The sequence below is a fragment of the Akkermansiaceae bacterium genome (assembly GCA_017798145.1).
Classification (GTDB): Bacteria; Verrucomicrobiota; Verrucomicrobiia; order Verrucomicrobiales; family Akkermansiaceae; genus Luteolibacter.
This window is the reverse complement of record CP059069.1, coordinates 3,457,970-3,480,345: the sequence shown is the minus strand read 5'-3', so window position 1 is coordinate 3,480,345 and position 22,376 is coordinate 3,457,970. Positions and strand designations below refer to the sequence as shown.

At 60.7% G+C, this 22,376-nt stretch carries 22 protein-coding genes; 14 read left to right on the top strand and 8 right to left on the bottom strand.

The window, feature by feature from the left end:
- Positions 1-99 precede the first annotated feature (99 nt).
- Positions 100-999 (bottom strand): DUF58 domain-containing protein, encoded by a 900-nt coding sequence (locus tag HZ994_14885; GenBank protein QTN33544.1) that lies wholly within the window; start codon positions 997-999, stop codon positions 100-102.
- Positions 1,000-1,416: 417 nt separating this feature from the next.
- Between HZ994_14885 and HZ994_14880 the strand changes: the two genes are divergently transcribed.
- Positions 1,417-1,836, top strand: a complete 420-nt coding sequence (locus tag HZ994_14880; protein ID QTN33543.1) for a hypothetical protein — start codon at positions 1,417-1,419, stop codon at positions 1,834-1,836.
- 152 nt (positions 1,837-1,988) lie between these two features.
- Entirely contained in the window at positions 1,989-4,064 is a 2,076-nt protein-coding gene (locus HZ994_14875) for a TonB-dependent receptor (protein QTN33542.1), read from the top strand.
- Between the two features lie 72 nt (positions 4,065-4,136).
- Here HZ994_14875 and HZ994_14870 read toward each other — a convergent pair whose 3' ends face one another.
- Complete coding sequence (locus tag HZ994_14870) at positions 4,137-5,222, bottom strand: AAA family ATPase (protein QTN33541.1); 1,086 nt, start codon at positions 5,220-5,222, stop codon at positions 4,137-4,139.
- A gap of 233 nt (positions 5,223-5,455) precedes the next feature.
- Between HZ994_14870 and rpsM the strand changes: the two genes are divergently transcribed.
- The 3 genes from rpsM to rpsD all read left to right on the top strand — a co-directional run bounded on the left by rpsM (position 5,456) and on the right by rpsD (position 7,127).
- Positions 5,456-5,824, top strand: a complete 369-nt coding sequence (gene rpsM / locus HZ994_14865) for a 30S ribosomal protein S13 (GenBank protein ID QTN33540.1) — start codon at positions 5,456-5,458, stop codon at positions 5,822-5,824.
- A gap of 61 nt (positions 5,825-5,885) precedes the next feature.
- On the top strand, positions 5,886-6,482 hold the full coding sequence (rpsK, locus tag HZ994_14860) for a 30S ribosomal protein S11 (GenBank protein ID QTN33539.1): 597 nt from the start codon (positions 5,886-5,888) through the stop codon (positions 6,480-6,482).
- Between the two features lie 33 nt (positions 6,483-6,515).
- Entirely contained in the window at positions 6,516-7,127 is a 612-nt protein-coding gene (gene rpsD, locus HZ994_14855; GenBank protein QTN33538.1) for a 30S ribosomal protein S4, read from the top strand.
- Positions 7,128-7,239: 112 nt separating this feature from the next.
- Here rpsD and HZ994_14850 read toward each other — a convergent pair whose 3' ends face one another.
- Together HZ994_14850 and HZ994_14845 are read right to left on the bottom strand one after the other, a co-directional pair.
- The gene (locus HZ994_14850) at positions 7,240-11,139 is read right to left on the bottom strand and encodes a hypothetical protein (protein QTN33537.1); all 3,900 of its coding nucleotides are present in this window, start codon (positions 11,137-11,139) and stop codon (positions 7,240-7,242) included.
- Positions 11,140-11,226: 87 nt separating this feature from the next.
- Positions 11,227-12,960: an ABC transporter ATP-binding protein gene (locus tag HZ994_14845; GenBank protein QTN33536.1), complete on the bottom strand. Its 1,734-nt coding sequence runs from the start codon at positions 12,958-12,960 to the stop codon at positions 11,227-11,229.
- A 215-nt stretch (positions 12,961-13,175) separates the two neighbouring features.
- Here HZ994_14845 and HZ994_14840 point away from each other — a divergent pair, with 215 nt between their 5' ends.
- The 3 genes from HZ994_14840 to HZ994_14830 are packed head-to-tail and all read left to right on the top strand — an operon-like array spanning position 13,176 to position 14,983.
- Positions 13,176-13,907 carry a hypothetical protein gene (locus HZ994_14840; GenBank protein QTN33535.1) on the top strand — a complete coding sequence of 244 codons (732 nt, stop codon included), beginning with the start codon at positions 13,176-13,178 and terminating at the stop codon, positions 13,905-13,907.
- Between the two features lie 35 nt (positions 13,908-13,942).
- A complete protein-coding gene (locus HZ994_14835) occupies positions 13,943-14,752 on the top strand; it encodes a hypothetical protein (GenBank protein QTN33534.1) in 810 nt (269 codons plus the stop codon).
- A 54-nt stretch (positions 14,753-14,806) separates the two neighbouring features.
- Positions 14,807-14,983 carry a hypothetical protein gene (locus HZ994_14830; protein ID QTN33533.1) on the top strand — a complete coding sequence of 59 codons (177 nt, stop codon included), beginning with the start codon at positions 14,807-14,809 and terminating at the stop codon, positions 14,981-14,983.
- A gap of 5 nt (positions 14,984-14,988) precedes the next feature.
- Here HZ994_14830 and HZ994_14825 read toward each other — a convergent pair whose 3' ends face one another.
- Entirely contained in the window at positions 14,989-15,432 is a 444-nt protein-coding gene (locus tag HZ994_14825) for a 23S rRNA (pseudouridine(1915)-N(3))-methyltransferase RlmH (protein QTN33532.1), read from the bottom strand.
- Positions 15,433-15,479: 47 nt separating this feature from the next.
- Here HZ994_14825 and HZ994_14820 point away from each other — a divergent pair, with 47 nt between their 5' ends.
- The 6 genes from HZ994_14820 (at position 15,480) to HZ994_14795 (ending at position 18,218) form a co-directional block, all read left to right on the top strand.
- Complete coding sequence (locus tag HZ994_14820; GenBank protein QTN33531.1) at positions 15,480-15,779, top strand: hypothetical protein; 300 nt, start codon at positions 15,480-15,482, stop codon at positions 15,777-15,779.
- Between the two features lie 3 nt (positions 15,780-15,782).
- Positions 15,783-16,523, top strand: a complete 741-nt coding sequence (locus HZ994_14815) for a putative 4-mercaptohistidine N1-methyltransferase (GenBank protein ID QTN33530.1) — start codon at positions 15,783-15,785, stop codon at positions 16,521-16,523.
- Positions 16,524-16,617: 94 nt separating this feature from the next.
- Positions 16,618-16,935: a transposase gene (locus tag HZ994_14810; protein QTN33529.1), complete on the top strand. Its 318-nt coding sequence runs from the start codon at positions 16,618-16,620 to the stop codon at positions 16,933-16,935.
- Positions 16,932-17,273 (top strand): transposase, encoded by a 342-nt coding sequence (locus HZ994_14805; protein QTN33528.1) that lies wholly within the window; start codon positions 16,932-16,934, stop codon positions 17,271-17,273. Before HZ994_14810 ends, HZ994_14805 begins: the two co-directional genes overlap by 4 nt.
- On the top strand, positions 17,209-17,757 hold the full coding sequence (locus HZ994_14800) for an IS3 family transposase (GenBank protein ID QTN33527.1): 549 nt from the start codon (positions 17,209-17,211) through the stop codon (positions 17,755-17,757). Before HZ994_14805 ends, HZ994_14800 begins: the two co-directional genes overlap by 65 nt.
- Before the next feature lie 245 nt (positions 17,758-18,002).
- A complete protein-coding gene (locus HZ994_14795) occupies positions 18,003-18,218 on the top strand; it encodes a PEP-CTERM sorting domain-containing protein (GenBank protein ID QTN33526.1) in 216 nt (71 codons plus the stop codon).
- 69 nt (positions 18,219-18,287) lie between these two features.
- Here the strand turns inward: HZ994_14795 and HZ994_14790 are convergent, their stop codons facing one another.
- The 3 genes from HZ994_14790 to HZ994_14780 form a co-directional block, all read right to left on the bottom strand.
- Entirely contained in the window at positions 18,288-19,997 is a 1,710-nt protein-coding gene (locus tag HZ994_14790; GenBank protein ID QTN33525.1) for a hypothetical protein, read from the bottom strand.
- A gap of 61 nt (positions 19,998-20,058) precedes the next feature.
- Positions 20,059-21,276 (bottom strand): cell division protein FtsA, encoded by a 1,218-nt coding sequence (gene ftsA, locus HZ994_14785; protein ID QTN33524.1) that lies wholly within the window; start codon positions 21,274-21,276, stop codon positions 20,059-20,061.
- A 6-nt stretch (positions 21,277-21,282) separates the two neighbouring features.
- Positions 21,283-22,287, bottom strand: a complete 1,005-nt coding sequence (locus HZ994_14780) for an FtsQ-type POTRA domain-containing protein (GenBank protein QTN33523.1) — start codon at positions 22,285-22,287, stop codon at positions 21,283-21,285.
- Positions 22,288-22,376 lie beyond the last annotated feature (89 nt).

Below are 22,376 nucleotides of genomic sequence, written 5' to 3'. Positions count from 1 at the left end.
GCCCGGGGGGAAATCCATTTTTTGGCAATCAGCCAACAGCGAAGGCTTGCGCGGCGCGCCATCGGATACCTGAACCCCATGACCGGGGCGCGAAGACCCTCAATGCTTCGCCTTCGGCAGGCGGGCGGTGAGGAACTCGCGGAGGAGGGGCTCCAGCGGGGTGTCTGTGGTGATCAGCTGGTAATCGGCGGCGGCATCATGCGCCTTGTCACGGACGTTCTTCATGAACTCCTTGAGGGCGGTCTGGTATTCGTCGGCGATCAGGTTCGGCTCCACGACAAGGGCGGTGCCGTCCTCCAGATCCACGAAGCGATGCGGCCTATCGAACTGGAAGCCGATTTCCTGAGGATCCATGAGGTGGAAGAGGGAAATGTCGTGCTTGCGGTAGCGGAGGTGCTGGAGGGCTTCGGAAAGCTTTTCCGTATCGGTGAAAAAATCCGACAGGATGACGACGAAGGCGCGTTGGCTGATCTTTTCCGCGATGACGTGCAGGGCTTCGATGAGGCCGGTCTCGCCGGATGGCTCGACCTTTTCAATGGTGGAGAAAAAGCGCTCCAAGTGGGCGGCGCGGCGTGAGGGCGGGACTTCGAGGTGGAGCTTGTCCGTGCAGATCGAGAGGCCTGCGGCGTCGCCTTGGTTCACTAACAGGTATGCGAGGGATGCGGCAATTTTCCGGGCGTATTCGATCTTTGTGTCCTGCCCGGGGCTGTGGAAATTCATCGATCCGGAGGCGTCGATGACGAAGTAAGCGCGGAGGTTCGTATCCGCCTCGAATTCCTTGATGTAGAAACGGTCGGAGCGGGCGAAAGCTTTCCAATCGAGACGGCGTGTATCATCGCCGGGGACGTATTTCCGATACTCCGCGAACTCGACGGAGGAGCCACGGTGGGGTGAGCGGTGTTTTCCCGCGACATTCCCCATCATCGGGACGCGTGACTCGATGGGGAGCGAGCCGAGGCGGGAGAGGAGGTCGGAGTCGATGAAGGAGTGCGTGCTCATGTTTGTTCGATTGCTTTGTATGCTGTGGTCGCTACGGCAACCTGCAAGAAAACAATTCAGACGGCATCAGGGTTGTTTGAAGGCGTTCGTCTTTCGTCAGAGGCAATCTTGGAGGCGCTGGATGAATAGATTTTTCCGGCACCTTCCAGAACGGACGGCAGGCCTTGCTCCTGCTGCCGGCACTTTACGCGACTCTGGAGACACGCGTCGCCCGATGGATGGAGAATAGACATTTCAAAAATCAGGATCATGGGAAATAGGGCACAAGGTTCGATCTTCAGGACCGGCTGGCATCTCTTCCGGGGGCGAAAGACGAATTCGTATCGGTCGCCGCCGGCATCGGTAGCGTGCCCTCGCGGGCGAATCCGCAATCGGCCAACCAGAGGGTTTGCTTTGACTACGGGTTCCGGGCTTCTTATGTTTTTCTTCCCCGTGACCATACTTCGGAACCTGATTGCAGTCTTGCTGCTCCTGCTGATGCAGGGGCCGGCGATTTTTTTGCAGGAAGTCGCATGGTTGAACATGGTCGTCAGCTACTCGCAGGAGAGCGGGTTTAAGCGCGGAGTCATCAAGACTTTCGATGGAGAGCATCCATGCTCGCTGTGCAAGAAGGTTGCTAAATTGCGGCAGCAGAAAGAGGATGATTCGTCTGTGCCGCCGGCTCCAAAAGTTTTCCGTCCGAGTCTCGCTTGGGATGCAATGGTTGTGTCTGCGGGACGGCTCCGAGCACCGCTGCCGAAGTATGAAGATTACCTGGCAGTGACCGACGATTGGCAGCGATTTCGTGGGGGAAAAGGGACAGATGGCCCCGAGGTGCCGCCGCCGGAGTTGAGCTAGGCTGCACATTTCCATCGCGCCTCATCGGCGTGAAAACTCGAAGGCTCAGGGCGGAGAGTCCGGGCTATTCGCTGCGGGCATTTGTCCCGCGGTTGTTCTCTTACAGCGCGCGTTTCAGCGCCTCAATTTATACCTCAATTTATTTTTATCTCATGAAAATTTTAAACTCCTCAGTCATCAGCCTCCTTGTGGCAGGTGCGATTTCACAAACATCCAGCGCACAAGATGCGCTGCGTTCACTGGATACTCTCACGGTTCAAGCCAATCGATTGCCATCGGCGGGTTCTCCCGTTGAACATATTGTCGGAGCCGATGTGCTGCGCTACTCGGACACCGCTGCCATGGTGCAAAAGCTGCCCGGCGCAGCGATTGTCCGCAATGGATCCCAAACCGGAATCCTGCAGCTTCGCGGGCTTTCCGGAGATCGGGTAGGTGTGCAGGTGGATGGCATGAAGATTACCCCTGCTTGTCCGAATCACATGGATCCACCACTCCATTACGCGCATCCCTCGGACGGGGATGTGATCGAGTTGATGGCGGGAATTTCTCCTGTGAGCGCAGGAGGGGATCAAATCGGTGGCAGCCTTCTGATCAATCGTGCGGATCCGGTGTTTTCACAGGACGGAAATGCGCTTTTGAATGGTTCGTTGGGATCGTCATTTCTCGGGAATCAGGATGCGACACAGTTCCGCGCGGATCTAAGCGTAGCTGGTGAAAACCTTGGATTCCATTATCGGGGCAGTGCGGCGAGCGCGAACGATCTGCGGTATCCCGGTGGAAGGGTGAGTGCCAGCGGCTACGATACGACCAGCCATAATTTGACAACGGCTTGGCGGACCACAAATGGTTTTGTCTCTTTGGACTTCGGGGCTTCCTATACCCGCGATGCGGGAACCCCTGCTTTGCCGATGGATATGGTAAGCGATGATTCCTGGAACCTCGGACTTACCCAGAAGGAAAATTTCAGTTGGGGTGTGGTGGAGAACCGCCTCTATGTGCATGATATCGATCACCGGATGGATAATTACTCCCTGCGGCCCGTGATACCGGGAAGCATGGCGATGGAGGCTCCGGCTTCGAGCCGGGATTACGGCTGGCGTGGAGAGGTCGCTCTTCCGTTTCAGGAAAACGAGCTACGCGCGGGGATCGACATTCATCGCAATGAGTTCGATGCGGAACAGGTCGCCATCGCCAGTGGCTTGAGGCGTGATACGTTCAATGACAATGAGCGAAGCCGCTATGGCATTTACATGGAATGGGATCAAAAGCACTCGGCAGGGTGGAGCTCCCGCTATGGCCTGCGTGGCGATGTGGTGAGAAGCGATGCCGATGCGGTCAGCAACGCGATTCTTCCCCCGCCGGGTATGATGCGAAACGCGATCCTCGCGGATCAGGCGAATTTCAATGCAGCGGATCGCTCGTTCACCGATGTGCTTCCTTCCGCTACCGCTGCGCTGCGTTTCGAGCCGGACGCAGCAACCAGCTTTGAGCTGGCTGCTGCGATAAAAAGCCGGGCCCCATCTTTGATCGAGCGTTACTTGTGGACTCCGCTCAATGCGAGCGCTGGTCTCGCGGATGGTCGCACGTATTTGGGGAATCTTGATCTTGATCCCGAAACGTCCTTCGAGATCGCATTTGCCGCGACCCGGCAAGGAGACTCCTGGAATGCGGGTATCACGCCGTTTTACCAAAGCGTGCACAACTACATCCAAGGAATGCCCATCGGCCGGAACGACATGAGTGGCTTGCCGGTTCTTCAGTATGACAACGTCGATCGTGCGGAACTCTACGGGCTTGAGCTTGCCGGAGGATGGGAGTTTTCCGATGAGTGGTCACTGGACGGCAGTGTCAGCTATGTGCGCGGCCGCAACAAGGATACGGGTGATGGTCTCTATCGAATTGCTCCGCTCCACGGAATGTTCGACTTAGCTCACAGGCGCAGCAGTTGGGAGACCCATCTTGAATGGGAATGGGCCTCCGCTCAAAACCGGGTTTCACAACTCCAGAACGAGCCTTCGACTCCGGGCTATGGTATTCTCAACCTTCGCGTTGCGAAAACTTTCGCTGATTCGGTTCGCGTCGAGGTAGGCGTGGAGAACCTTTTGGACAAAAGGTATGCCCAACATCTTGGAGGTGTGAACCGCGTCTCGGGAGGTGATCTCGCTGTGGGTGAAGCCATCCCGAGCGCGGGACGTTTCGCCTATGCATCGATAGGCTGGGAATTTTAGGGTTCCGGGTAATCCGTAGTCTGTTCGCGGGAGCCCACTGGTGGCTCCCGCGATTTTCTCCACTACATGGGACTAGGCCTCCTGCATTTCCGAAATGAGCTTCTTGATGATCTTTTTGGAAGTCATGCCTTGGGACTCGGCGGCGAAATTGGTGATGACGCGGTGGTTGAGGACGGCGGGTGCGACGGCCTCGAGGTCTTCGAGGGAAGCCATGTAATTGCCACGCAGGGCGGCGCGGGATTTCGCACCGAGGATGAGGTATTGGACGGCACGCGGGCCGGCACCCCAGCCGACGGTATCCTTGATCCACTGGGGGGATTCGGGCTGGGCCGGGCGGGTCTTGCGGACGATCTCGACCGCGTAGTCATAGAGGTGGTCCGGGACGGGGACGCGGCGGACTAGGGATTGGAAGGCGATGATCTTCTCACCGTCGATGAGCTTGGAGAGCGCCTGCTTTGCGGCTCCGGTGGTGGAGCGGGCGATTTCCTTCTCTTCCGCAGCCGAGGGGTATTCCACCTCGATGAGGAACATGAAGCGGTCGAGCTGGGCTTCGGGCAGCGGGTAGGTGCCTTCCTGCTCGATCGGGTTCTGCGTCGCGAGGACGAAGAACGGCGGTGGCAGCACGTAGGTTTTGCCGAGGACGGTGACCTTGTTTTCCTGCATGGCCTCAAGCATGGCGGACTGGGTCTTGGCCGGGGCGCGGTTGATTTCGTCGGCAAGCAGGAGGTTTGCGAAGACCGGCCCCTTGACGAACTCGAACTCGCGTTTCCCGTCCACGCCGGATTCCTGGATGATGTCCGTGCCGGTGATGTCGGCGGGCATGAGATCCGGGGTGAACTGGATGCGGTTGAAGGAGAGGTCGAAGGTCTGCGCCACGGAGGAAACGAGCAGGGTTTTCGCGAGTCCGGGCACCCCCATGAGCAGGGCGTGGCCGCGTGCGAAGAGGCAGATGGCGAGCTTCTCGATCACGTCGTCCTGGCCGACGATGGTTTTCGCGAGTTCCTCACGGAAGGCCTGGTAGGTCTTGCCGAGCTCGTCGATCGCGGCGACATCGTCGGCCGGAAGCTGGTAGGGGTTGGTGTCCGGGGCGTTTTCCGGCACCGCTGCCACTGCGAGCTCGGCGGGAATTTCCTCTGGTGCTTCTGAATGGGTGTCCATTTGTGCGTAATGTTTCGCAGGAAGCTAGGGGCAGCCCGCGGTTTGTCGAGAAGGGATACGGCGGTTATGGGGAAAGTTCGCAGGGTGTGGACAGTTTTTGGAAAAACCTTCCCCGGGGTGCAGGTTTTTTCCATTTCCGGCTTGCCAGAGTGTGATCTTCTGGTAAATCACCCGCCCCGCGGGGCTTCCGGTATGGATCGGCAGCACGCGAAACACGCGAACTACTGCACACAATGGCACGTATCCTAGGCATCGAAATCCCCAACGAGAAGCGCATCGAGGCTTCCCTCACTTACATGTTCGGCATAGGCCGCCCTCTGGCGAGCCGCATACTCGAGCACGCCGGCATCGATCCGGACATCCGCACCGGACAGCTCAGCGAGGATCAGCTCGTCAAGATCGCCCAGGTGATCCAGGCCGAGCAGATCATGGTTGAGGGCGATCTCCGCCGTGAGCGTCAGGTGCAGCTCAAGCGCCTCACCTCCATCAACTGTTACCGCGGCATCCGCCACAAGCGCGGCCTGCCCGTCCGTGGCCAGCGCACCCGCACCAACGCCCGCACCCGCAAGGGCAAGAAGAAGACCGTTGGCGTCAAGAAGTAACAAGCCTGTTGCGCAACAACAATTTCCCGGTCGCCTGAGGTGACCGAAACGTTCCCGACATATGTCCGAAGAAACAAACAACACAGAAGCTGAAGAAGTGGCGGTTCCCGCTGCCGAGGCCAAACCCGAAACCCCGGCTGCCGCTCCCGCTGCAAAACCGGAAGAATCCAAGAAGGCCGCACCTGCCGCTGAGGCAGCTCCCGCCCTCAATCCCGACGGCACCCCGAAGAAAGAGCAGAAGAAGGATATCTTCGCTGAGATCGGTGGTGGCGAAGAGGAAATCAAGATCCACAAGGCCAAGGGCTCGAAGAACGTCGCCCGCGGCATCGTCCACGTCACGGCCACCTTCAACAACACGCTCGTGAGCGTGACCGACCAGAACGGAAACTCCATCGGATGGTCCAGCGCCGGCAAGATGGGCTTCAAGGGTTCGAGGAAAAGCACCGCATACGCCGCACAGGTTGTTTCCCAGGATGCATGCCGCCAGGCCATGGGTCACGGCCTGAAAGAGGTTGATGTCCGCGTCAAGGGTCCCGGTTCCGGCCGTGAGTCCGCAGTGCGTGCCGTCCAGGGCCTCGGTCTCGACATCCTCTCGATCCGCGATGTCACGCCTATCCCTCACAACGGTTGCCGCCCTAAGAAAGCCCGCCGCGTTTAACCCAACACATTAAACACCCAACTTTCTAATATCATGGCACGTTACACAGGTCCACGCACCAAACTCTCCCGCCGCTTCGGCGTCGCACTTTTCGGCCCATCCAAGTCCTTGGAGCGCCGCAATTTCCCACCAGGCCAGCACGGCGTCCGCGCAGGCCGCAAGAAGAAGTCGGAATACTCCGTCGCACTCGGTGAGAAGCAGAAGCTCCGTTTCCAATACGGTGTGCTTGAGAAGCAATTCCGCGGATATTACCAGGAGGCAGCCCGCCGCCGCGGTGTTACCGGCGTGATCCTCCTCCAGCTCCTCGAATGCCGCCTCGACAACATCTGCTACCGCGCAGGCTTCGGCAACTCCCGCCAGGCCGCCCGCCAGATGGTCAACCACGGCCACGTGCTCGTGAACGGCAAGTGCGTTGATATCGCAAGCTACCAGGTGAAGCCCGGCGACCATATCAAGGTCGGCGCCAAGCCATCCTCGCAGCAGCTCGCGCTCCGCATGCTCGACCTCACCCAGGCAGTCCCCTCGGTGGATTGGCTGGAAACGGATCGTGAGAAGATGGAGTGCACGATGTCCCGCATCCCGGAGCGCTCCGAGATCGACCCGCTCGTCAACGAGCAGCTCATCGTCGAGCTCTACTCCCGCTGATCGGGCAGGAAATCATTTCAGGAAACGTCCGGAGGAAACTCCGGGCGTTTTTTGTTTCCCACACACGGCATTTCAAGCCGCTTTCCCGAGTCCGTTCGATCGATGCCGAACCTCAGGGAAACAGGTTCTCCCACTGTTTCCTCCAATGGGCGTAGGTGCGGCTGGTCGGGATTTCGATGAGGCGGACGCGCCAGAAGCGGTCGGTAACGTCACGGGCGGCGTCGAGGCTTTTCTGGTCCCCCCCTTCCGTGAGGGCTGCGATGATCGCCGCTGCTGATTCCGGCTCGTATGGGGCGAGTTGCACCAATCTGCCTATGTCATGCACGGCGGCGGCACCGTCACCGCGCTGTGCCGCCAGAAGGCCGCGCGTCTTGAGGAAATTCCTCACATGCGGGCGGCCTGCGATTCCGCTGCCTGTAACCCCGCTGCTTGCGACCAGGAAGCGGTGATAGAGGCCGAGGGCATCCCCTTGCCTGCCGTTCGCAGCGAGGTAGTTGGCTGCATTGAGATAGCGATTGTCGTCGGAGGTGTTGTTCCATGTGTCCGTGCAGGCGCGGATGAGAGGGATGCAAATCTCCGGCGGCAGGTCGTAGGCCTCGAAAAAAGAAACCAGGGTCGATGAACCGCCGCTGATATGACCCCGACCCGAGCCCCAGCCGCTGCCTTCCTTGGAGTTCCAATGGACGCGCTGCTCGGTCAGGCCGGGGTCTAGCAGGTTGCGGATGACGCATTCGCGGATCAGCTTCGCAGCAGCATCGCGCTCCCCTTTTGCGATGAGCTTGAGGGCTGCGTCGAGGCCGTCGATCAGGACGAAATCCTTGCCGCGCGGCGCGTGCTTTTTGCCCGCTTTCGGGGTGTATCCGAATTCGTATCTCATGCCGGTGCCGCCGGGCGGGTGGTGGCTTTCCATGAACCAGATCTCGGGTGTCCATGCATTGGCGAGGCGCTTGCGGTCGTTGGCATCGGGCTGCTTGGAATCCATCAGGGCAAGGGCCCGGTCTTTCATTTCCTGAGGCACCTTGCCTGCGTGGGAGAGATCGAAGAGCGGCAACCAGAGAAGTTCGTGGAGTTCCTTTTTGTTGAGCTGCAAGTGATGCTTCGAGATCAGCCCGAGCATGTTGCGGGCGCGGAGCGAGGGATCCCCATGACTGAGGATGGCATCGAGTTTGCCCATCTGCTTTTCCGCAGGGAGATCGGGCCACTCCATCTGGGTGAGGCGGAGGATGGCGTTGAACGCTTCGTACAGCGGGGGCGTGTATCCCCAGCCGTAGCTTCGCTTGAGGGGGACGGCGGGTTTTTCCCGGAGGGAGGAGGCAAAGAGCGGGCGAACCGCCGCGTAGGCGAGATCGCCGCGCCCGAGGTTGAGCAGGCTTGCGGCGATGACCATCTTGTGGACTCCGGTGACCGGCTCGCCGTTGATGATGACGGTGTCCCTGGCGGCGGCCTCCGCGGCGAGCTGGATGGCGCGGGGCTTGTCGGGGAGCAGATCGGGATATTGTAGGTATTGGGAAAGCTGCAGGTAGGGGACGTCCGTCCCGGAGGCGAGCGCTGCGGCGAGGATGCGCTCAAAGTCGGCGGCGACCTCCGAATCCCGCGCCATTTCCACGAGATCATCTTCCCGCAGGCTGTCACCGTTGAGCAGGCGGATGGTGCCGAGGTTCGAGTTGATGTGCCTTTTGACGCGGTCGGGATCTCCGGAAAGGGTATCGATGCAGGATCTCGCCGCTGCGGTCGCGCTCATTTCGTCATAAGCCGCCGCCGATGCGGAAGCCGCCGCATCCCATTCGCCCGTCTCCAGGGCGAGGGCGAGGCGTAGGTTCGGCTGGTGCTCCGGGGACACGGTTTCCATGGCCTCCTTGGTCCGGCCGAGGACTTGGAGCAGGCGGGCGCGTTTCGAGCGATACACCGGGGCGGCCAGTGAGGCCTTCGCGGAGTCGAGTTTTTCCATGGCCTCCCCCGCGCGTCCCAGCAGTGCGATCGCCCATGCCGACCCGCCGTCGTATTGCTCCTCCTTGTCGGGATTGGAAAGGAAGGATGCGATGAGGATGTCCCCGGCGAGATTTTCATCCCCGGCCATCCATGCATCGAGTGAGATCCTGCGGCCTTTGTATGCATCGATGGCGAAAAGGATGCCTTCGGGGTCGAAGCGCTCGCGGATCAGGGCGGTCAGGGCAAGGCTCATGCGGATGTCAGCGGGTGCGTGGCTCTTGCGTTTGCCGAGCCGTTCGAGGATGAAGGTGAGGTTTTCGCGCGTGGCGGTTTCGGCGGGGAGCAGGGCTTGCAGGTCGGCATCCGGGGACGCTGCGAGCAGATCCGCGAGCATGGCGATGGCGTGGCTGGCGATGGGGTTGGGGTTCGAGTGGGTGCGGCCGCCGAACTCGGTGATGATCGGTTTGGTTGTGGCTAGCAGTGCGGCGGCGGCCTGGGCGCGGCGGCCGGCCTTCCAGTCGAGGGCGGCCTGATAGAGCGGCGCGGTGGAGAAGCTGTCTTTCTCCAACAGGTTGGGGTGGGTTTCCAGCCATGCCGCCGCCATCCCGAAGGAGGGCTGCGGCTTGGATTCGCGCCATGCGGACTCGTAGCTCGAAATGGCTCCGTGCAGCAGGGAGCGCAGGGTTTCCACGGTGCATTTCCCGGCGGGGACAAGCGGGACAAGCTTGGGTTGGGACACGAGGAGCTCACCGAGGTTCATCAGTGCGTAATGGTTCCTGTCGCTTTCGTGGAGAATGAGCGTTTCCGTGAATTTCCCGCGTCGTATCATGAGGCGCTGGTAAAGGTCGAGGGCGCCGTGCCGGTGTGCGGCTTCCAGCCATTCATCGGTTTTCGCCCAGCGGTCGAAGCACTCGGTTTTTCCACCGGGAGCCGCGTTATCATTGTTTTCGCGGTTGGCCTTGAACCAGGCGTCAAGGATGCTGCCCATGATGGGGAAGCGGGATGGGTTGTTGATCTCGGGAAGGCCGTCGGGCAGGGCTGCGGGATCGCTGCCCAGCGCTGCACCGATCTCACGGAGGAGATTCCAATCGACCGTGCGCACGTGCCAGGTCTCATCCTGCGGTGCGAGGAAGAGGAGGATCGCTTTCTCCAAATCCCTTTGTGCCAAAAGGTGCCTGATGGTGAGGCTTGTTAGTTCGGGAAGCAGCGAATCCGCGATGCCAGGGTGGCGGGCGAGGTGCTTTGCATACCACTCGACCGCGCTGGAATCCGATGAAAGCACAAGGAGATGGCCGATGCTGGCGTTTTCATCGAGGGAATCGGGGGCGAGCTTCTTGTCCGCCATGATCAGGCCGCGTGAGAACCTGGCTGCGTGGATCCTCGCTTCGGCGTCGCGAACCCGGGGGAGATATGAGAGCAGCTCCGCGGTCTCCGCGTTTTCCCTGAATCTTCCGATTTCCAGCTCCACCTGGTCGCGGCGGATGTGGAAGCGGATGTCCGGGTTGAGGGCGCGCCACTTCGCGTAGCGTTCCTCCTTGGCTCCCTGCGGGTGGTCGGGAAAGCAGGAGAACAGGAGGCCGAGCGTTGCCGGAGGGACGGATTCGGGCTTGATCAGTTCCACGTCGGCGGGATTCTGGGCGATGGCGTTGCGCAGGCGCTGGTTCCATCCTTCTCCCTCCGTCTGCGGCTGCCCGATCAGGAAGATCAAGGCACCGAGATGGCCTGGGCCGGGGCGGGAAAGGGTATCCAAAAGTTCCGCCCGGGCGGCTGCGCCGAGATCGGGGTAGCCGAGGAGGGAGAGCTGGATGTTGCGCGGCAGCCGCGGGTCGATGCCGCGCAGGGCCATCAGGAGGCGTTCGGCGCGGGCGGCGACCCATGGGTCGGGGTTTTCCGCGAGGCGGGTGAGGGCGCCCTGCGCGGCCGCGCCTTCTGCCTGGAGATCGGCCTCGGCCTTTTTCCAGACGGCGGGGTCTTCGCTGCCGAGCCTATCCGACCATGCCGTTGCGGCTGCCTCCGCGCCGTGAACAAGGTCGAGGGCGCAGCAGAGGACTGCCATGAACAAGGTGACGGCACGGAATTTCATGTTCGGATGGCCTAACGGTTGGATACCGGGCCGGGCGATGTCGAGGCGCGAATCAGGTGCAGCGGTGAAAACCGGATGCGGGCCTGCTCACCCTTCCCGCTCCGCGAGAAACGACCGGCTGCATAGTTCCGCGTATTTCCCTTCCAGGGCGAGCAGCTCAACGTGGGTTCCTTCCTCGATGACCTTGCCTTTGTCCATGACGTAGATCCTGTCCGCGTTCTGGATCGTGGAGAGTCGGTGGGCGATGACGAAGGCGGTGCGGTTCTCCATGAGCCGGTCGAGCGCGGCCTGGATCTGGCGCTCGGTTTCGGAATCGACGGATGCCGTGGCCTCATCTAACAGGAGTATCGGGGCGTCCTTGAGGAGCGCGCGGGCGATGGAGAGGCGCTGTTTTTCCCCGCCTGAGAGTTTCACGCCGCGCTCGCCGACGTTGGTGTCGAGCAGATTGGGCAAGGCGCGGATGAAGGGGGCGGCGTTGGCGGCTTCCAGGGCTTTCCATATCTGCTCTTCGGAGGCGTTGCGTTTGGCGAGGAGCAGGTTTTCGCGGACGGTGCCGTTGAAGAGGAAGGCTTCCTGGGTGACGTATGCGAGTTTTTCCCGGAGGGAATTCTTGGAAAGCGTGGCGATGTCCGTGCCGTCGATGGTGATGCTGCCGGAATCCCGCTCATAGAAGCGGTTGAGCAGGGAGAGCACGGTGGACTTGCCGGCGCCGGTGGAGCCGACGAGGGCGACGGTGCAGCCGGGCGGGGCGTCGAGGCTGAGGCCGGTCAGGGTTGCCTGTTTGCCGTAGGCGAAGGATACGTTCTCGAAGCGGACGTGGGCGCGGATCCTCTCCGGCAGGGTTTCCCCTTCGGCCGCGTTTTCCTCGTCCTCTGAGTCCATGATCTCGAAAACCCGGTCACCGGCGGCTCGGGACGAGAAGATCATCTGGTTGAGCTGGCGGAGTTTTCCGACCGGCTCGTAGAAGAGGCTGAGGAGCAGGAAGAAAAATGTCAGGTCGCCCACCGTCATGCGGCCTGCGATCATCGCTTGCGCCCCGAAGCCGAGCACGAGGACATAGCCGAGCATGCTGGCGAAGGACATGGACGGGTTGTAGACGGCCCACCATTTCATGAGGTGTAGGGTGGCTTTGCGGACGCGGTTGGACAGGTTGTTGAAATTCGCGTGTTCCTCGTCCTGGGCGGCGTAGGATTTGATCTGGCGTATGCCCGCAATGTTATCGTGGAGGAGGGAGTTGAGGGCGGAGGTGGCCTTGCGCTCTGCCTTGTGGCGGTGGCGGGCATCCTTCGAATAGATCCACGCGCCGATGATCAGGATCGGGATGGGAAGCGTGGCCCACAGGGCGACCTGCCAATCGGTGAGATACATCACGAGCCCGACGGCGATGAGCTGGATCAGGGCGACGAGGCCGAGCTCGATGCCGTCGATCAGCACACGCTCCATGGAGGTGACGTCCTCGACGACGCGGGTCATGATGTCGCCGGTGCGGCGGGAGTCGAACCAGTTGAGCGGCAGGCGCTGGATTTTCCGGTAGAGATCGGAGCGGATGTCGTAGATGACGTTCTGTTCGAAGTGGTTGTTGACGAAAATGCGGGCGCAGTTGAGGCCGTCCTTCAGGAAGTAGGAGGCGGTGGCCAGCATGATCCAGAAAAGGAGATCGGGGTGCTTCGCGGGATCGGGGACGACGTCATCGATGACGACCTGGGTGATTTTCGGGAAAAAAATGACCGAAACCGCCATGATGGTGGCGCAGAAAAACTGCGCGGTTGCCAGCCCGGGGTAGCGGCGGAGGTAGGAAAATACGCGGATTACGGAGTTCATGCCTTGGGCGCAGACGCTTGGCGTGGGAAAGGTCTTTGTAAAGTCAAGCTTCGGCTTGTGGATGATTTTGAAATTTCGCGCACTTTGGGATTGCCGCCCCGGAGAAGGAGCCCCTAGTCTCCCATCACATCCGGAATATCCGACTCCCAAACCCCATGGCCAATATCTTAGGAATTTTCACAGCAATCATCCTCGCGGTCGCAGCATTTGTGGCCATGAAAAACAAAACTCGCCTGGAGGATGAGATTTCCAATAAGAACCGCGAGGAGGCCAGCCTTGCGCAAAGCCAGGCACGCCTGAAGGCCGCCCTGGAGGTGCTTGCCGCGCTGCCCATCGAGCGTGCCGGCATCGATGAGCAGTTTGCCGCGAAATCCGAGGAGGAGGCGAAACTCCAGGAAGCCAACGCGAAGATGAAGTCGGAAAACGAAACCAAGGCCGCCACCATCGAGGCGAACAAGGCACAGCTGGATGACATCCGCCAAAAGATCGCCGAAGTGGGCGAGATCAACAGCCTTGCCGACAAAATGAAGGCCATGCGCGTGGAGCGCGAGGAACTCGGCCAGAGCATCACCGACACCGAGGCGAGCCTCGCCAACCTGACCGCACAGAACGCCGCCGCCCAAGCCGATGCGGACAAGCGCAACAACGACTTCAAGATCCTCGGCAACGGGGAGTCCCTGCCATCCCTCAATACCAGCATCCGTAGCATCTACCCGACATGGGGCTTCGTGACCCTTAACGACGGCAACAACGCCGGCGTCAACGCGAACTCCACTCTCGATGTCGTCCGTGAGGGGGAAACCGTTGCACGCCTGCTGGTCACGGCGGTGGAAAGCCGCAGCGCATCGGCCAGCATCATCCCGGACTCCATCGCCCAGGATGTCACCCTCATGGTCGGAGACCGCGTGGTGCCTTCCGCGAAGCAAAAGAAAGCAGCCGCCAACTGATCCCCAGAACCGGACCAAAACCCCTTCCCATATCCATGAAATTCATCGCTCCCATCCTGGCCATCCTCGTCTGCGCCGCAGCCGCTTATTTCAGCTTCACCATGTCTGAAAAATTCCAGGCGACCCAGGACGCACGCCTTCTGGCCATCGAAACGAACAAGCAGGTCACCGCTACCGCTGACAAGGCTGACTCCGACATCGTGGACGAGAAAGCCCTTCTCGAAACATCCAAAAACAACCTTGAGGTCGCCACCCAAAGCGTGATCGCCCTTGAATCGACGGGCAACGCACTCAAAAACGAGAGCGCCAAGCTCGACGCGGAGATTGCCGCGCAGGACTCGGAGCTTGCCGAACTCAACAAGGCCATCGAGGAAGTCCAGAAAGTGCTTGGCGACCTCGGTGGAGATGTGACCCTGGAAAACCTCCCCGAGAAGGTGAACGAAATCAGCGAAGACATCAAAACCAGGCGCGCCAAGCTTGAGGAGCTCGAAACCCTCGTCGATGGAGCCAAGTCAACCCTTTCCACCAAGCAGGCCGAGGTGCAGCGCCTCGTCGAGCGCAAGGACGCTCGCAGCAACCGCATCGCGCGCAATGCGATGGAAGCCCGCGTCACCGCAGTTGACCATGACTGGGGCTTCCTGGTCATCGGAGCCGGCTCCAACTCCGGCTTCACCCCGCAGACTTCACTGCTCGTGAAACGCGATGGCCGCCTCATTGCAAAGGTCAACCCATCCGCCATCGAACCGACGCAGACCATCGCAGAGATCGACCTCAAGGCGCTTTCGCCGGGAGTCCGCATCCAGCCGGGTGACAGCGTGATCCTTGCAAAACCCTCCAGCAACTGATCTTCCCTGTGCCCGCCGCTTGCATTGGCCGGAAAAACCGCTCCATTCTCAGCCATGAAACGCATTCTCCTGCTCGCCATCGCAGCCATCAGCTTCCCATCCTGTGCCGATGAGGCCACTAAGCCCAACGGCCCGGTATCAAATACGAGCCCCATTCCGTGGAACACACCTGTCGCAGGGCAGGGCGGCGGGCAATTCGGCATGTTGCCGCAAAACCAGTTCCGCCGCTGATTCTGTCAGTCCCTGTGATATGGGGATCCGGATTTGATCGTGGCAAGGCGATATAGCTGCTCCAGCAGCACGACCAGAGCCAACTCATGCTGCATCGTCAGGCTGGATAGGCAAAGCACCATGTCCGCAGCCTTTCGCAATTCCGGGCTGTGGCCGTCGGAAGCGCCGATCAGGAATGCAACAGCCTTGACCTCCCCATTCATTTCCAACGCGTCGATCCTTGCTGCGAGTGTGCGTGTAGCCGGTGCTTCGCCGCGCTCGTCGAGCGCGATGCGATAGCAGCCTTCGGAGGCATCCAGCAGCCTCGCGGAAACGGCCTCGCTGTCGCCCGCCTTCACGACCACGATTTCATAGGTGCCATGCCTTCGCAGGCGCTTCATGTATTCCTCCACCGCCGCCCTGGCATAATCCAGCGCGGGCTTCCCGGCGACAACCACACGAAATCTCATCGCACAAACCTTGCCCAATGCGCCCCGGCACTCCAGCATCTTCCCACATGAAAAAGCCGTTTTGCCTTTTGGTTTTCACCCTAGCCGCCTGCGCCCCGAGCCCCGGGCCGGTCAAGCGCCAGATGATAGGGCTTTTGGAAAAATTTGACCGCTGGGATTACAACGGGGACGGGCATCTGACGGCTTCCGAGCTGACGGATGCGGAGCGCCTGAGCGGCATACCCGTTGGGGATGTCATCGCTTTCTACGATACCGACAAGGATGCGAGGATCTCATTCGAAGAGGCGCAGGCCGGGTTATCGAGGCTGGATGAGGCGAGGGAAGCCGTGGAAAACCTCGAACCCTGAATGATGAGCGACGTTTACGAAGATCGCGGGGTGCTCGCCGATTACTTGCTTTTCCATTACGGGAGTGCGGAGGAGATCCTGCCGCCGGATGTGGGATGGCCTGCGGGGATGCATGATGCGCTGGATTTCGCGGTGCGCACCGTCTCGCACTTTTCGGACAAGCATGTCGCCCGCGGGCTAGATCTCGGCTGCGCTGTGGGACGCTCCACTTTTGAAATGACGCGCCTTTGCGCGCAAGTGACAGGGATCGACTTCTCCCACGCGTTCATCGATGCCGCAAAGATACTCCAACAAGGAAACTCCGTGACATACGCCCGCCGTGAAGAGGCACACCGCACGACTGCAATGAAGGCGACCGCCCCCGCTGGAACAGATCTTTCCAAAGCCGCTTTCATGCAGGGCGATGCCATGCACCTGCCTGAGGATCTGGGAAAATTCGACAGGGTGCACGCTGCGAACCTGATCTGCCGCCTTACGGATCCTAAGCTTTTGCTCGAGCGCCTGCCCGATCTGCTAAACCCCGGTGGCGAGCTGGTCATAGCAACGCCCTGCACTTGGCTCGGGGAATTCACACCGCCTGAAAAATGGCCGACCGGTGATACGCTTGCATGGCTAAGGGATTCCCTCCGCCACAGCTTCGAACTTGAAAGCGTTGGCGACGAGCCGTTCCTCATCCGAGAGACCGCCCGCAAATTCCAGTGGACGAGATCCATGGTGAGCGTATGGCGGAGGGGTGGGGATTGACTTGACGCAGTGAAGTGGCCCCGGAAAACGGAGCCAGCGGTTTATTGAAACTTTGACTGGTCTGAGAGGGGCGAATTACCCCGAAATCAGACCAATGAAACGAAAGAGAAGACACCTCACCGCCGAGTTCAAGGCCCGCGTCGCCACCGAGGCGCTCAAGGGCGAGAAGAGCATCCAGCAGATCGCCCAGGAGAACGACATCGCCCCTTCACAGGTCAGCACCTGGAAGAAGGATCTCGAAGACCACATGGCCTCGATCTTCGAGCGCAAGAACGCGGCGGACCAAAGCGCCGAGAAGCAGGAGCGCCGGACTTCGCATCTGGAGCGAAAGATCGGCCAACTGCTCATCGAGAAGGAGTTCCTCGAAAAAAAGTGCGAGCAGCTGGGAATCGATCTGAGCGAAAGGCCATGATCGATCCCAGCGACAGGAAACTCTCGATCCGCAGGCAGGCGAAGCTCCTGGGGATCAACCGCAACCGGCTCGCAGCACGCCCCACCAAGACCAGCGAAGAAGACCTCAGGATCATGGCCATCATGGACAACCTCCATATGGAATGCCCGTTTTACGGACAGCGGAACTTCCGCGAAAACCTCAAGGATCACGGCTATTTCCTCGGTCGCAAGCGCATCCGGCGACTGATGCGCATCATGGGTCTCGAAGCCCTGGTGCCGAAGCCCTCGACGAGTGTCCTGCAAAGGGCACAGGATCTTCCCCTACCTGTTGCGCAACCGGGACATCAGCACCGTTGATGAAGTGTGGTGCGCCGACATCACCTACATCCCCATGGAAAAAGGCCACGCCTACCTGGTGGCGGTCATGGACTGGCACAGCCGCGCCGTGCTCGCCTGGGAGATCAGCAACACGATGGACAGTGCGTTCTGTGTCCGCACGCTGCGCGCCGCGCTGCGCAGCACAGGGCGCAAGCCGAAGATCTTCAACACTGACCAGGGCAGCCAGTTCACAGGGGCGGATTGGATCTCCGAACTCCAAGGCCATGGAATCCAGATCAGCATGGATGGCCGGGGGCGCTGGATGGACAACGTGTTCATCGAGCGCCTGTGGCGCAGCCTCAAGTATGAGAAGCTGCGGCTCTGGAGCTACCGGACCATCCCCGAACTCCGTGCCCTGACCGCCGACTGGATGGAGTTCTACAACCACCGCCGGAAGCACCAGACTCACGGCTACGGCACACCGTGGTCGGTTTACGAACCGCCAGCCTGCCAAGCCGCCTGACCGGGGCGGCGGCGTAGCGGGTGAGGCTCCATTGCTAGTCTTCCGCTACGCTCCAGCCTCTCCATTTCACCTCACCCGCTACGAAACCAATACAACAACCAAGTCCCCCGAAGACCCGCCAAAGGCATCAATAAAACAGAAAAAATGCTGGCCACGAAAAGGAGACCACTTCAATCCAATGGGCGATCTGGGAGGTCACGGCAGAGAATTCGTCCACGTTCAGCCTCTCCAGCGGTAACGTGAGTGTGACCAACACAAGCCCGAGTTCCAGCACGAGGGCACTGGCAAACCAGTATCTCACGAACATCAACAGTTATTCTGCGGCGAACATCACCTACCTGACGAACTCCAAATACCAGAACATGGTGGGCTTCAGCGGCTCCAAGGCGATCCCTGAGCCAGCCACTTTGGGCCTGGTTGCGCTATCCGGTTTGATGCTCCTGCGCCGCAAAAGGAAATAAGCGCGGATAAGCAAACCTCTTCCCAATGCCTTCCCCCGGAAACGGGCGAAGGCATTTTCCTTTGTTCCATCAGGACTTCTTCTTGCGGAGGAATGGCGGCAGGTCGAGATCCTCGCCATCGAACACGTTCGGGTTCTCACCCTCGAAGCGCCCGCGCGGCGCGGTGTCGAAAGACAGCTCGCTCTGGCCGGTGGAATGTTTGGAATCAAGCTTCAGATCCGGCCCCGGGGATTTGACGGGCGGCTCGCTCTCCTCCGTGATGTCCCCTTCCTCGAAGGGATCGACCGTTTCCACCTTCGGCTTGGTGGATGAATCCGATTTGCCCCAGATCGGCTTCGAGGGGATGCGGCGCTTCGGCGAGGGAGGGTAGGTGGGCTTGGCTTTCTCTTTCACCGGTTCCTCGGCAGGCGATTTCTCCTCAGCCGCTTCATCCGCGGCCTGTTCGCCGCCTTTCGCAGCCGCGACTTCCGCGAACGGGCGCTCATCCTCGCCTTTATCCTCAGGCTCCGGCGCGGCGGATTCCTCCGGGGCATCCTCGCCGCTGCCACCGAAAAGCCCTGTGAGATCCTCCCCGATGTTGATTGCGATCTTGGAGCGCGGCTCCGGGATCGATTGTTTCCGAGGCTCCTCGGCGGATGCTTCTCCAGAATTTTCCTGCGGGGCGGCTTGCTCCGCTTCCTTCTGCTTTTCCTTTCCGTCGATCTCGCTGAAGGGGTTTTCTATGGGAGGTTCCGGCGCATTTTCGGCGCGGGGCGGTTCCGTGCCAGGCTCGGAAAAACTGATGGAATCCCTCGCTCCGGCTGCCAGGGCATCCTCGGGTAACGCACTGATGAGCGTGATCGAAAGGTTGTCTCCCATCGCCGGGTCGATCGCCGCGCCGAAGAGGACGTGGGCGTTTTCCGGAACATGCTTCTGGAGGCTGCGCATGAGCAGCTCGATCTCGAAGAGCGTCAGCGACTCGCCTCCCGAAAGATGGACGAGCACCGTCTGGGCTTCCCTGAGCAAGGAGCCTTGGTCGAGCAACGGGCTGGAGAGGGCGTTGCGCAAAGCCTTGGAGGCGCGGTCTTTCCCATCCGCCATGCCGGAGCCGAAGAGGCATCGGGAGCGCGTGGTGCGCAGCGCGGACATCAGGTCGTCCAGGCCGACGTTGATGATGCCGGGGCGGACTACGAGTCGGATCACCGCCTTGATCGACTCCGAGATCATCCTGTCCGCGGCGGCGAACGCCTCGTGGATTCCCTGCTTGGCAAGGACGAGCTCGCCCATGCGGTTGTTGTCGAATGTGACCAGGGCGTTGGAAAGGACGGCGAGCTGGTTGAGCGAGGTTTCCGCCTGTTCGCGACGGCGGCGCCCCTCAAAGAAGAAGGGCATCGTCGCAAACACCACCACAAAGGCTCCTTCCTCTCTGGCGATCCTGGCGATGATGGGGGCAGCTCCGGAGCCGGTGCCGCCGCCAAGCCCGGCGCAGAGGAACACGATCCCCTGCCCTTTGAGGGCTTTGCGTATCTCGTTCTCCGCCTCCAGCACCGCTTGCTGGCCCAGCTCCGGATCCCCGCCGGTGCCGAGGCCTTTGGTGAGGTTCACGCCGAGTTGGATCTTTTCCTTCGCAAGGCAGGAGCCGAGGGTGCGTATGTCGGTGTTGAGGGCGAGCAGATCCGTGCCTTCGAGGCCGTCGAGGGCGATGCGCTCCAGCATGTTGGCTCCCGCCCCGCCAAGGCCGACGATCTTGACGGCCGTGGATGGGATGTCTTCAAGGGATTCGCGTGTGTATGTGATCATTTCGGGAAAGGATATTTGTTACGGGAAAATTGTCATGCGTTTGATGCACGACCATGGCAACTCACCTGCCAAACGGCCAGAACAGGCCGAGCAATTTCCCGATGCAACCGGGTGGCCTGGAGTTTTCCGTCTCAAGGATCTGGGCGTAGCGGATGAGGCCGATGGCAGTGGCGTAGCGCGGATCCTTGAAGGACGGATGGTCGGAGCTTGTGGAATCGGGCGGCTCCGGGCGGTAGATGTCGCGCCCGAAAACATCGAAGGCCAGTTCGGAAAATCCGTTCATCAGGCTGGTTCCGCCGGTCAGGAAAACACCAGCGCCGAGGGATTCGACGGCGCCCTTGGGAAGCCTGGCACGCACCAGCCGCAGCGTTTCCTCAAGTCTCTGGCGGATGACCTCGTTGAGTATGGAGCGCTTGACCTCCACATCCGCGAAGCCGCTCTCATCGGCAAGCTTCGCGACGCCGACGGAGAGCGACGGATCGCTCGAGGCGTTGCCCTCCGCGCACTTGAGTTTCTCCGCCTTGGAAAACGGCAATCCGGTGACGAGGTGGATGTCATTGGTGACGTGGTCGCCGCCGACCGGGATGCAGCCGGATGCGGCGATGCAACCGTCGAGATACAAGGCGTAATCGGTCGTGCCGCCGCCGATGTCGATGAGCAGGGCACCGCGCTGGCGTTGCTCGCGGTCGAGCGCCATCTGTGCGGTGGCGATGGGCGCAAATACGATGTCATCCACCTCCAGAGGGCACTCGCGGACGAGCTTGATGGAGTTCTGGATACGGTTGCCTATGCCATGGACGATGTGGTAGTCGGCCTCAACGGTCTTCGCGAAAAGACCTATGGGCGAGGCCATCTGTTCAAGCCCGTCAACGCGGTATTGCCGGATGATCGTGTGGAGGCAGACGTGATCCTGGGGGTAATGCACGTCGCGGGCGATGCTGCAAGCCTCCTCAAGGTGCTCCTCAAGCACGTTCTGCTGGCCTTCGGGAAGCCGGAAGGCACCGCTGTTGTTGACCCCCTGCAGATGGGAGCCCGTCACGGACAGGAACACGGAGCCGATCTCCACGTCGCTGGCGTCCTCTGCCTTGGCCAGGGCGTCCTTCAGGCAGGCGCGTGCCTGCGGAAAATCGGAGAGCTCACCCTTGCGCACGCCGGCCGATTTCGTGACGCCGATGCCGAGGATTTTCACCGCGCTGTCGGGCTTCACCTCGCCGACGACGATGCAGGTCTTGCTGGTGCCGATTTCCAATCCGACATGAATTTTCGTGCGTCGTGCCATGGATCCTCAGTTTCGGTTCAACAGGTTGTGGATGTCCTCGGCGCGCCTGTCGGCAGGTGCCCCCACGACGCTTTCCTCCGGCACTGGGATGGCGCGGGGAGGGGCGTCGTCCCCGGAGACTGTGATGGGGACATTGCGTTTCGGGATCAGGTTGATCGTCTCGATGTGGTATCCTTTGGTGCGGGAATGGTCGAGCGCAATGGCGAGATTCCCAAGCTGCCTGCCGTGATCCCCCAGCCCGAAGGTCGCGAGCGTTCCGCTGCGGGTTCTCATGGTAAGGGACCATTCGTTCGCCTGCGAGATCACATCGACCATCCGAAGCTCCCCGGGGTGGTTCGCCACGATGGCCTTGAGCAACTTGAGGCAATGCCCGTACTGCGGATGTTCGAGGGTTTTCCCAGGGCGGATGGGATGGGCGGGATCGGATGCCAGCATGAGGACGGGAAGATCCTGGCCGTGCTCCGCCTGGCCGACAGGGCATGGATAGGCGAAGCCGTCATGGTCAACGAGCAGCAGACCAGCTTTCCGCCCGGCCTGGAAACCCTCCTCCGCGCACGCGATCCACGCCGCGGGCTTGCGCGTGGTGATGCGGAAATCCAGAGTGCCCGGCAGGTTCCGCTCCACCTCTGCAGTGGCGATGGCCGGCATTTCCAAAAGCTCCCTTTCGAGCCGCCCTATGTCGAAATCGAAGATGTTCGAGGAAAGGTCGATGCGCAGGCGGGTGACAAGCTCCTCCTCGTCGAGGACATCGTTTTCGTTGAGCTTGATCGCCTGGAGGCGGAAATCCGGATTCCGGTGGAAGGTATGCTCGACGGCCTGCCGGATCCCGTAGGCCGCCGCAAGCAATGCCACGATGACAAGCGCCAGCTTGCCGAGACCCCGCAGGAAGCCGAGGAATGTGAACCATGCGATCCGCGGCGACATCACATCCGCCTGCAGAACCTTTGCATGGTGCCGGTGGCTTCGTGCCCTTGAGGATCGTTTGCGCATGGAGCGGGGTGTCTGATGCATGGCACCTTACCGCCCGGATCGCGGAATCCGGACGATACAATCAGCGCCGGGTGCATCCTAGTAAGCTGACCTTGATTGTCAATCAGCTT